Raw genomic sequence first — 11,326 nt, 5'->3', positions numbered from 1 at the left:
AAAGGATCTATCATGAACAAACGTCATTATTATCTGGCCTCATGCTTGGCATTGTTATTTTCAACGGCTTCTTATGCGGAAGTGGATTGTGAGTTACAGCCAGTGATTGAAGCAAATCTTTCATTAAATCAAAACCAGTTGGCAAGTAACGGTGGATACATCTCTAGTCAGCTAGGGATCCGTAATGAAAGCTGTGAAACAGTGAAGTTCAAATACTGGCTATCGATTAAAGGTCCAGAAGGTATCTACTTCCCAGCCAAAGCGGTAGTTGGAGTTGATACAGCGCAGCAAGAGTCTGATGCTCTTACTGATGGTCGTATGTTGAACGTTACACGTGGTTTCTGGGTTCCAGAGTATATGGCTGATGGTAAATATACTGTTTCTCTTCAAGTCGTTGCAGAAAATGGAGAAGTATTTAAAGCCAACCAAGAATTTGTGAAAGGGGTCGATTTAAATAGCTTACCTGAACTCAATGGTTTGACTATTGATATCAAAAATCAATTTGGCATTAATAGTGTGGAAAGTACCGGCGGTTTTGTTCCATTCACCGTTGATTTAAATAATGGCCGAGAGGGAGAAGCTAACGTCGAGTTCTGGATGACTGCGGTAGGTCCTGATGGTTTGATTATTCCTGTCAACGCGAGAGAGAAATGGGTTATTGCTTCTGGTAATACTTATTCAAAAGTGCGTGGCATTAATTTTGATAAAAGCTATCCAGCGGGTGAATACACAATTAATGCTCAAGTTGTAGATATTGTTTCTGGTGAGCGAGTGGAACAGTCAATGACAGTGGTAAAAAAATAAATTTACCTAGTCACTTAGTCGTATGTATAAAAACCGCCTATGGCGGTTTTTATTTTCTTATTTAAATTATAGTGAATGATGTGATGAGGCATTTTAGGGGGTGAGTTTATCGCTTTCCTCATTAATCATCCCGATGATCTATTCTTCTTCCATTCACCCACTGTCTCTCTACTTGTCAATCCAAGTCATTAGCTATATATCAATCTTTAATAAAGTGCTGCATATAATAATGGTCACTATAAATTCTGTCATTGTTTTGAATATTGATGGACTTGCTTTTATGATCAATTGAAATGAATTTACTATAAGGTTTTAATTGATATTGATTACCAGTTATATTGACATGTTCGAAAGAAACGAGATTATCTTGGCTATTGGTTCTAATAATGGCTTTATATTGACTTTCAATTTTATTCCCAAAGTAAATGTTTTCAAATGTGTTATCACTAATTTGAATGTTTTTGATGGATTGGTTGTTTGAGTCATTGATGCTAAAGCTTTGCAAACGTATACCTTGTTGGATGGTATCAAAAGTGTTACCTATAATGGAGATATTTCCCCACTGAACATTTTGTTCCGTTCTAGAGTTTGGGTAAATGTTGATAGCGAACCCATTGATATTTGAAAATGTGTTTCCTGAGTAATAAACGTCAGAATAATAACTGACTTCATTTGAAGTACCATTAATATTTTCAAATTGATTATTAATGACCTTAGCTCCTCTAGTATCTGCGCGTGCAGATAATTTTAATTTACAAGCATTAAATTGATTGTTATCAATAATAATATCCTGTGTACCGGGCATTTCTGTTCCTGCTGTCGCTTGTGTTGTAGTGACTTGAGCGCAGTCTTCGAAGTGATTATGACTCACTTTTATTGCCATAGAGCCTGGTGGTATCGAGTGGTCCTGACTTGCCGTCGTCATGCGCAATGCGGCGTCACCAAAGCGAGCGAATTGATTTTGAACCACTAAGGTACCTTTAGTGCTGCCAAGGTAGACACCTTGCTCTCCCCACAAAGGTTTGAGGTCACCATTATTCAGTCCTTCAAAACTGAGGCCTTGTATCTTCAGATTTTGTGTGTAGGTGATATGGAGTAAGTATTCCCCATTAAATGAACGGCACTTCTTTAATTTACTGTTTATAGAACCAATAATTTCAATGTTATTCTTTTCTTTTAAATAAAGCGTTTTGCAAATTTGATATTCTCCTGTAGGGATAATTAAGGCATCACCATTGTTTAATTGATTAAGTGCATGTTGAAATGCGTTCGAATCATCCTCTCCATCATTCGCGATGGCGCCATATTCTATGACATTGTGAGAGTTAACCTCTGAAAAAATAGCTGGGCTAAACAGAACAAGTGAAATAAATATGTAACGCAAGATGCCACCCTCTTTATTGAATTGATTTAAGTATAACAGCACCTAGAAAATGCTTCTTGAAAAAGAGAAAGAGATTCATTGTAGTCGGCTTATTTCTCAACTTTGAGATGTCTCATTACTGAGGCGTGAAAATAGGTGTGCTGTGTTGAAATGGCTCTTTCAGGTATTGATAATTCCGTCAGGTTGTTATTAGCAATCCGCGATACCAGTTCCTAGGTTTTAAAATAATAATTACAACAATCAACCGGATGCATATTGTTTCTGGCTTTGAATAAAATTAACACAAGGTAAAGGGAGTCTTACAAATGACGTCTCACTATATTGCACTTGCTGTCGGTCTTTTGTCGTTAAGTAGTACCGTGGCTCAAGCCACAACGAATGAAGCCGAGGGGTGTATTATCAGCCGCCTGAATGGCGAAAAATATTGTTTAAAAGTGGGAGAGCGCTCGGGCTACTCCCTCCCTAGTTGGATTTATGCTCATCCAGTAGATGTTCAGGCTCCGAGTGGTGTCTCTGTCATGCTAAGTGATTGGGATAACCTGTCTTATAACCGTTTGGCGGTGTTCGATCGTTATACTGGTAACGAAGATCTTAAGAATGTCAAAGCCTACAACGGTGCTTATTTAGATTTTTCTAAACCACGTTCAATGCGAGTACTGGCTTCTGAAACTTATCCTGAGGCTTGTATTGTGAGTCGTCAAACGGGTGAACGTTTCTGTTTAAAAGAGGGTGAGCGCTCTGGTTACTCGCTACCAGCGTACATTTATGGCCATGAGGTTGATGTTGAAGCACCTCTAGGTTTGGGGGTCATGCTGAGTGATTGGGATAACCTTTCATACAACCGTCTTGCGGTGTTTGGTGGTAACACCCAGAACGAGCAAATGCGTGCAGTCAAAGCCTACAATGGCGAAACGCTTGATTTCTCAAAGCCACGCTCAATGCGCGTTGTCCCTTATGACGGTGACAGCTCGGCACTCAATATGAAACTTAAGTGGTCTTGGCAAGGCAGCGCTTTCCAACCTAACTCTAACCAAGTGATGGTAACGCCTATTGTCGCGCAACTGAACGATGACAATGGTGATGGCAAGATTGATGAAAAAGATGTCGCAGATTTGATCGTAGTGACGTTTGAAGGAAACAAATACGCCAATGGCGGCTTAGTGCGTGCTTTAAGTGGTGTGGATGGTTCTGAGCTATGGAGCTATGCGAATGGTGGTGTGATCGCGGATGCGCGTTATTCGCCAGCGGTAGGCGATCTGGACGGTGACGGAATCGTTGAGATTGTGACTACCAACAATCGCGATCAATTCATCACGATTTTGGATAACCAAGGCAACATTAAAAAACAGATCCCAACGACAGAAAGTGGCTGGCGTATTGTCGGTGATATCACGTTGGCGGATTTAGACCACGATGGCAGTGTAGAAATTCTGGCTGCAGATGGTGTGTATAACTACCACAGCGGATTGGTCTTTAATCATCCTTGGGCGCCGTCCTCGATCAACGTTGATGTCGATGGCGATCAGCAACAAGAAGTTTTTTCGGGTGGTACTCTGTTTCAAAATAACGGTGCGATCAATTGGCAGTATCAAGCGAACGATGCGGTTTGGTTCTCTTCGCTAGTTAACTTAGATAATGATGCTGAGCCTGAGATTGTGGCCTCTGTACCTGCCACTTTTGCGACAGGCGATAACGCACGTTTTGCTGTGCTAGAACACGATGGCACCATTAAATGGGAAATCAACAACACAGCAAACCCTGGTGGTGGTGTGCAGGCGGTATCTAACTTTTTAGGTAAAGCTCAAGCCGTTGAAACGAGTGAGTTCTCAAAAGTCTATGGTTATCAGCCTAATAACAATCCTGCTTCGATTGCTTTGGCCGTCGATGGTAAGATCTCGGTTCGTTCAGGATTCGCGATTGATGCGATTGGTGCTTCTGCTTCGACGTTAGTCGGTGGTACGGGAGGCAATCTTAATGCCGCGGTTAACGTCAAAGATATTAAAGCGATTGACCTGACTTGGGGTAAATACTATTGGGGTGGTTATCATCTATTAGCGCTCGATTTTAGAATGAGCAATGGTAGCGTGATTTCTATGGGCTCTAAAAACTATGCTTATTCCAAGCAGACCGAGCGTTTTACTGTACCAGCAGGTAGCCGAATTAAAGGCATCAAAGCTTGGACCGCGGGTTGGTTGTTGGACGGTGTTCAATTTGAGTTAGCTACGCAAAATGGTACCAATGATCTGGATGTAAAAGGGATTGTTTACGCAGGCTATGCCGCTGTCGATATGTATAACAGCAAAGGCGAGCGTGTTTGGTCTGTAGCGAATGACGACACTGGCAGCGGTAAAATTGGTGTCTCTGCGTATGACTTTGATAACGATGGTATCGATGAAGTACTCGTGCAAGATCATGCACGCGTGCGTGTATTAGATGGCAAAACGGGCAAAGAACGTGCGTCGCTAGCGCACTCCACGGCAACACTTTGGGAATACCCTATCGTGGTCGATCTGGAAGGTGATAACAACGCTGAGTTGATCGTTGCAGCGAACGATTTCGATCGCCAATATTCGATTAACCACGGGGTTTATGTTTACCAATCAGCGGACAGTGCGAAACCTTGGAAGAATGCGACTCGTATTTGGAACCAGCATGCTTTCCATCTCACCAACATCAATCAAGATGGCACTTTGCCGACTTTTGTTGAGCCAAGTTGGTTGAGCCATAATACGTACCGTTCAAGCACATTACGCGCTGCAGTGGGTGGTGAGTCTCCAATTTTCGGTTACTCAAATACTCAACAATCGCAACGTGTCGTGACGGCGGATAACCAGATGTATCTGCGTTCAGGTTTTGCGATCGATGCCATTGGTACTACCGCCAACAACTTAGTCGGCGGGCCGGTGCAAGGCACTAACGGTGGTGTGTTAAGAGCACCGATTGCACTTGATCAATTACAATCAGTGGAGGTCACTTCTGGCCTTTATAACTGGGGTGGTTACCACATCGTGGCGATTAAATTCACGATGAAGGATGGCTCTAGCGTGTTATTGGGCTCAACCCACTATGCGAGCAATAAGAAAGTGGAAACATACACTGTGCCGCAAGGTAAACGTATCAAGCAGATTAATGTATGGACCGGCGGTTGGTTAGTTGAAGGCTTCCAGTTTGTCTACTAGCCTCGAGTTGACTAACGACTCATCGCTTTACTGAACTGCGAATAAAAATACCCCGATGCATCGGGGTATTTTTTATTGTCATCCCTAAACTCCGCGTTGAACGTAAGTGATTGTTTCTAATCTGTAAGTCATCACTTTCGCAGTGAACATGCAGGAGATGAAGAGCAATCAGGTTCTGGATGAGCGGTATTTCGGGGTAGGAAGCGTCATGCTCCAATTGGCAATTAATAGACAAAATAGAAAGTAGAGCGCCGTGGCTGGGGCTTGCAGTGGAAAATCCACACTCATGTGTAACAGCATCCCGATGATCGCCATTAAACTGCCAAGGCCAATACCACGCATAGTTTTATTGGTTCGATTGCGAAAGGCCGACAAAGCCCGCCATGCACAAAACAAAACCATGATGCCAAATACGCTGGTGGCAATCAGGCCTGACTCCAAGGTGAACTGCACATAATCGTTGTGTGCATGGTCATAAAAAAGCGCCACTTCGCCTTGATTGTAAGAGGGGTACGTGGAGTAAAACGTGCCATTGCCAAAACCGGTAAGGAGACGCTCTTGAATGGCGTTTAAGGCATCACTAACCACATCATCCCGCGATTCATTTTGCAAACTGGTTTCAGCTAAACGTTGGCGAACCTTATCTAAGCCAAACCAGTTACTGACAATCAAAGCATCCACAATAAATAAGCTCACGATCAACAGATAGAGGCTTTTCGGCTTCGTTTTATAGAAGAGAAGGATGAGCAAGCTTCCGATACTGAGTGCGACAAAAAAGGCGACATTGCCCATTCTTGAGCGGGTGAGTACCAGAGCGATCACCATAATGACCAAACCCAGACGAATAAATGCTTTGTCAGAGAGGAGTATCGCTAATAATTTTTTTAGGGTCTCTCTCCAACCTTGTGTTGTTTGTTGATTGAGCTCAGCAATCAACAAACCAAAACCAAGACAGAGATTGAGCATTAGAAAATTGGCTAAATGGTTATGATAGACAAAACTTCCCGAGGCTCGTTGGCTTAACGGTAAGGAAAAAAACGGTGAGGTTTGCAATTCGAGCAGCAGGATTACGCCAGCATAGAAGGCCTGACAGATACCACTTGCGATCATAGTGATCGCCAGTATTTTGAGCTTCTGAGGGGTATCGACCAATAACGCGGCAACCAAGCAGATTTGTAGGTAATGTAAGGATTTAACGGCAGAGATAAACACCAAAGCTTGATCGGATGATAGCCCCAAACTTGGCCAACTTTGCACCCAAGACCATAGAGTAAAAAGCGCCACTGGAATGAGAATGACTTTCGCTCGTTGTATAGCTAGCCACCATTGTGCAGCGGGGAGCATAAACAAACAGCCTAATAATAAGAAGGCTACGTAAATTTCATTGATCGACCATGCCCAAGGACGATTACTGCCAAGAGGGATTGGTAACCAGAAAACAAACAGTAAAAAAGCGAAAAATAGAGTTTTGTGAAACGAAAGCATAAATTCGGTGGCTCAAAATAGCAGTTTACCCACTTAAAAATTCTATCGATTTAAGTGGGTAATGAGGGAAATCCTTCAACTTGCTCCGCCATGTCATGGCCGGCTCATAACTCGCGGTTGCGTTGATTCGGTGTTTCCGCGCTGTATGGTAGGAATATCAAGTCAGTGATGTGGGTTAGTTTGGTGATGCAGTACCACCACCATTACCGTTACCTGTTCCAAAGGTATTGGTTAAGCCCGGAGCCAATGCAATTGGTGGTGGCGTAGCAATACCTGCCGCGGTTGGTTCAGTGATTGAACCTGGGTCGGCACCTCCCGCGATGGCGGCGATGATAATCTCGGTAGGGTCCATCAACCCAGCTTCGGCAACGGCATCAACGATCGCTTGAGCAAGCTCTTGTGGAGCACTTTCAATCGCGGCTTGTACCACATCGGCACGTTGTTCTTGAACGATACTGCGCACTGCGTCAACGGCGAGTTGTACTCGTTGGTCATCCACAACATCACTAAAAAGCACGAGATAAATTTCTCGTGTTAGTGACGGATTTAGGTTGCTCGCAAGGGCTGCGATTTGCACGGCATTCTCAGGACATGTCACCATGAGTGATGCCACCGTTGTCAGTAGATCGGTAGTTTGATTTAAAGCGCTGTTCAACTGACTCTCTTGTGTACATAGAGCAGGATCAAATGAAGCGGTAGTGTTTATTTCAGATTCTGCGAATGCATTCATGCTAGGAAAAAATGCAATCAATAGCACTAGTGGTAACGGTACGGGTTTCATATTGTTCTGTTTTTCCTTTCGATAAACGATACATATTATTTCTTTATGGTATTTTAAATCACGGCTGGTCTATGTGGCTTGTTAAATAATTTGTTTTTTACTTTTCTCAAAAATAATTCAATGTAAATCCAAAATGTAATACAAATCTTATTTTTATTTAAATTGGTTCTTTCGTTTTTATTTATCTGTTTTGATTAACCTATTAACCATCATAAAAGTAAACTAAAGTTTATTTTCATGGTGGTTAATAAGTGAGTCTCAAGGTTTTATTTGATTAAGTGTTTGTTTTATATTTATTTTTTTAATTTAATGCCAACACTGGATTATATGAAACTTGGTTGTTTTCAATTGGTTTCATCATGTTTTTTATTTTTATTCAGTCTTAGAATTGATGCAGATATTTCTATTGATAAAGATGTAGTCTTTAAAAAAGAATTTAATACATTCCAATTATTCTTCGGGAAATCTTACATCGGTTAGGAGCGTCTAGTGATGAAGGAAAAAAGCAGAATACGCATTACTAACTATCACGGTAAATTTTTCTACCGATTAATTGATAGCATTTTTATATTAGTAATTATGTATATATCGATTAAGTCGAATCAGCATGTTGTTACCATGTCTTATATTTCGGTTGCCTTGCTAGGGGTGCTTTTTTACTCCTACATTGCAGAAAGTTTAGATATTTACAGTGGTTGGCGAACAGCAAAGCTGCGTTCACTTTCTTTACATACGGCATTCTGTTGGGCTGCGACCATCGCTAGCTTGACCCTATTGGCTTACTTCTCCAAAACGGGGATCGAGTTTTCTCGCATGGTGATGGGCGCTTGGTTTGTCGGTTCTTTTATTGGCTTGATTGGTTGGCGTGTATTGGCATTTGCGACCATTCACTACATGCACAAAAAGGGTCTGCATACCAAGAACGCGGTCATTATCGGTATGACTACTCAAGGGCAAGAGTTATCAAATAATCTGCTCAAAAACCCTGAACTAGGGATTGTGATGCAAGGTTTTTATGATGACCGTGCGCCTGAGCGCCTTAAAGAGGGGGCGCCTGTGCTGGGCAATATCAATGATGCATTAAGCCTTGCGAAAACTGGGCAGGTGCAAAATGTCTATATTGCTTTGCCGATGCAAGCGCAGCGCCGTATCAACCAAATTTTGGATGCGTTTTCGGACAGTACGGTCAATACCTACATAGTGCCTGACTTTTTTACTTTTAATTTACTGCACTCACGCTGGTACACGATTGGTGATGTCAACGCGTTTAGCATTTTTGATACCCCCTTTAATGGTTTGCTCAACTGGGTGAAACGCTTTGAAGATCTGGTGCTGAGCAGCTTGATTTTGCTCTTGATCAGCCCAGTGTTATTGGCCGTCGCTATTGGCGTTAAGCTGAGCTCGCCTGGCCCCATCATTTTTAAACAAAACCGCTATGGTTTAGATGGCAAGCCAATCCAAGTTTGGAAATTTCGCAGTATGCGAGTGATGGATAATGGCACTCATGTGCAGCAAGCTACCAAAGGCGATCCACGAGTTACACGATTTGGTGCGTTCATTCGTCGAACATCGCTGGATGAATTACCGCAGTTTTTCAATGTGTTGCAAGGAAGTATGTCGATCGTGGGGCCAAGGCCACATGCCGTTGCGCACAACGAGCAATATCGCACCATAGTGAATCGCTACATGCTGCGTCACAAAGTGAAGCCCGGCATTACTGGATGGGCACAGATCAATGGTTGGCGTGGTGAAACTGATACGCTCGACAAGATGGAGAAGCGAGTGCAGTTCGATCTGGACTACATTCATCGCTGGTCGCTGTGGTTTGATCTGAAAATCGTCTTCCTGACTATTTTCAAAGGATTTGTTGGAAAAAACGCGTATTAAGACAGGGCACTTGCGTCGCAAGTGCGAGTGCTACTCTTGAATAAATATCGATTTAAATAAGTGCAGGCAAATGGAACCGATTAAACTGACTTCTCTTTTTTCAGCCAGCTTGGTCACGCTGGCTGTGACTTATGCGCCATTAGGGGTTGCGAAGCCAACGCCGAATCCTATCGTGACGGAATCTGGGATGGCGGTAGTGCCGTTTCTTAATCTTTCGACGGGCTATAACGATAACTTGGCCAAATCAAACCAGCAGCAAGACAGCTCGGCCTTCTCGGTGATTGAATCGGGAGTCGGTTTTATAGTCGAGCCGCAAAGCAGTAAAACCCAATTGGGATACCGTTTTCGCAACGGAACGTATTTTAGTTCTCAACAAGATAACTTTACCGATCACTACCTTGATTTGACCAGTGATTGGGAATTGAACTCCCGCCACCGCATTGGGTTTGAGTATAACTTAGCTTTAGCCCATGAAGGCCGTGGCGAGAACGATACGACACTCGGACTTGATTACAACCAATATGAGAGCCACAGTGCCAATCTTGGGTATGGTTTTGGTTCAACAGAAGCGATTGGTCGGATTGAAACCAATATCGGTTGGCAAGATTTTACTTATCAAAATAACCGCACCATTACTCAATATCAGGATTGGGATGAGCTGCGCTTTAACTCCACTTTTTATTATCAGGCATTACCGCGCACCTCGTTTATCGCGCAAGTGATTGCTAACTCTCGTCGTTATGACCTGATCGCACCGGGAACCAGCAGCAAAGATAATAATCACTACTTTGGTTATCTCGGTGCTTCTTGGGATGCCACAGGTAAGTTGCGAGGCAACGCAAAGCTTGGTTACCAGCAAAAAGATTTTGATGCAGCCAGCCGTAAAGACTTTGACTCTTTTTCATGGGATGTGGATGTGACTTATCTGGTTCGCACCTACTCAGCGCTCCAACTGGTGACCAATCGACGTTCGACCGACTCTGATGGCGATGGTGACGCGATTGACGCAGCGACCTATCAAGTCAACTGGTCACACAATTGGAATACCCAATGGACGACTGAAGCCGCATTAACGCGTTTAGAGGAAGACTACACGGCATCGAATCGTGATGATGAAACGACGAATGCAAGTTTACGTGCCAGCTATGATTTTCGCCGTTGGCTGACCTTTGAGTTGGGTGTAGGACGTGAGCGGAAAGACTCCAATATCGACTCGTTAAGCTATAGTCAAAATGTGTATTACCTGTCTGTTCAGGGCGTGATGTAACCCATGATGAAGTACCTACTCTCTTTTTTGCTGTGCCTATTGGTATGGCCGTCATTGGCTGTCGCCAATGACGATTTTTATCGTCTCGGTGTTGGCGATCAGATCCGTATTCAAGTCTATGATGAGCCCGAACTCTCATTTGAGACGCGGGTGAGTGACAACGGCAACATTGATTATCCCTTCCTTGGCCGAATTCGCTTGAAAGGTAAAACCTTGGAAGAAGTCAAAACCACGATTCACGATGGTTTGCTGGATGGTTATTTGATCAACCCTAATGTCTCCGTCTCGATCTTGGAATACCGTCCTTTCTTTGTGAATGGTCAGGTAATGAAGCCTGGAAGTTATCCTTATCATCCCGGTTTGACGGTGAACAAAGCGATCACTATTGCAGGTGGGTTTACGGAGCGTGCCTCAAAAACCAATCTGTTTATCTCCAGTAGTGACGATCCGGAAGCCAAACCGACCAAAGCCACATTGCTGAGTAAACTTCAACCCGGTGACATACTGACAGTCGCCGAAAGCTTCTTTTAATTTTAGGG

The 11,326-nt window shown here is 43.2% G+C and carries 8 protein-coding genes; 5 read left to right on the top strand and 3 right to left on the bottom strand.

The genetic code is table 11. From position 1 onward, the window contains the following. Positions 1 to 12: 12 nt before the first annotated feature. Positions 13 to 804, top strand: coding sequence for an RbmA family biofilm matrix protein (locus tag F0316_RS09440; protein WP_001042214.1), 792 nt, complete (start codon positions 13 to 15; stop codon positions 802 to 804). 199 nt (positions 805 to 1,003) lie between these two features. Here F0316_RS09440 and F0316_RS09435 read toward each other — a convergent pair whose 3' ends face one another. Continuing rightward, positions 1,004 to 2,230 (bottom strand): right-handed parallel beta-helix repeat-containing protein, encoded by a 1,227-nt coding sequence (locus tag F0316_RS09435; protein ID WP_149560437.1) that lies wholly within the window; start codon positions 2,228 to 2,230, stop codon positions 1,004 to 1,006. Between the two features lie 263 nt (positions 2,231 to 2,493). Here F0316_RS09435 and F0316_RS09430 point away from each other — a divergent pair, with 263 nt between their 5' ends. Continuing rightward, positions 2,494 to 5,367, top strand: coding sequence for a beta-prism lectin domain-containing protein (locus F0316_RS09430; protein WP_000200584.1), 2,874 nt, complete (start codon positions 2,494 to 2,496; stop codon positions 5,365 to 5,367). Between the two features lie 168 nt (positions 5,368 to 5,535). Here F0316_RS09430 and F0316_RS09425 read toward each other — a convergent pair whose 3' ends face one another. Further along, on the bottom strand, positions 5,536 to 6,852 hold the full coding sequence (locus tag F0316_RS09425; protein WP_149560436.1) for an O-antigen ligase family protein: 1,317 nt from the start codon (positions 6,850 to 6,852) through the stop codon (positions 5,536 to 5,538). 175 nt (positions 6,853 to 7,027) lie between these two features. Next, positions 7,028 to 7,633 (bottom strand): hypothetical protein, encoded by a 606-nt coding sequence (locus tag F0316_RS09420; RefSeq protein ID WP_000805820.1) that lies wholly within the window; start codon positions 7,631 to 7,633, stop codon positions 7,028 to 7,030. Positions 7,634 to 8,122: 489 nt separating this feature from the next. On the opposite strand from F0316_RS09420, the gene vpsL reads away from it, so the two are divergent. From vpsL to vpsN, 3 genes are all read left to right on the top strand, one after another. Further along, positions 8,123 to 9,520 (top strand): exopolysaccharide biosynthesis glycosyltransferase VpsL, encoded by a 1,398-nt coding sequence (vpsL, locus tag F0316_RS09415; protein WP_001891523.1) that lies wholly within the window; start codon positions 8,123 to 8,125, stop codon positions 9,518 to 9,520. 70 nt (positions 9,521 to 9,590) lie between these two features. Then, complete coding sequence (vpsM, locus tag F0316_RS09410) at positions 9,591 to 10,787, top strand: exopolysaccharide biosynthesis beta-barrel protein VpsM (RefSeq protein WP_000433343.1); 1,197 nt, start codon at positions 9,591 to 9,593, stop codon at positions 10,785 to 10,787. A gap of 3 nt (positions 10,788 to 10,790) precedes the next feature. Further along, positions 10,791 to 11,318: an exopolysaccharide export protein VpsN gene (vpsN, locus tag F0316_RS09405; protein ID WP_000978825.1), complete on the top strand. Its 528-nt coding sequence runs from the start codon at positions 10,791 to 10,793 to the stop codon at positions 11,316 to 11,318. Positions 11,319 to 11,326 lie beyond the last annotated feature (8 nt).

This window comes from Vibrio cholerae (assembly GCF_008369605.1).
GTDB lineage: Bacteria > Pseudomonadota > Gammaproteobacteria > Enterobacterales > Vibrionaceae > Vibrio > Vibrio cholerae.
The sequence above is the reverse complement of the archived record's forward strand: the minus strand, read 5'-3'. Positions and strand labels throughout refer to the sequence as shown.

What these genes read in the sequence shown, in the direction of transcription:
- F0316_RS09440 (WP_001042214.1), top strand. Translation starts at nt 13, where the DNA reads ATGAACAAACGTCATTATTATCTGGCCTCATGCTTGGCATTGTTATTT.
- F0316_RS09430 (WP_000200584.1), top strand. Translation starts at nt 2,494, where the DNA reads ATGACGTCTCACTATATTGCACTTGCTGTCGGTCTTTTGTCGTTAAGT.
- F0316_RS09425 (WP_149560436.1), bottom strand. Translation starts at nt 6,852, where the DNA reads ATGCTTTCGTTTCACAAAACTCTATTTTTCGCTTTTTTACTGTTTGTT.
- F0316_RS09420 (WP_000805820.1), bottom strand. Translation starts at nt 7,633, where the DNA reads ATGAAACCCGTACCGTTACCACTAGTGCTATTGATTGCATTTTTTCCT.
- vpsM (WP_000433343.1), top strand. Translation starts at nt 9,591, where the DNA reads ATGGAACCGATTAAACTGACTTCTCTTTTTTCAGCCAGCTTGGTCACG.
- vpsN (WP_000978825.1), top strand. Translation starts at nt 10,791, where the DNA reads ATGATGAAGTACCTACTCTCTTTTTTGCTGTGCCTATTGGTATGGCCG.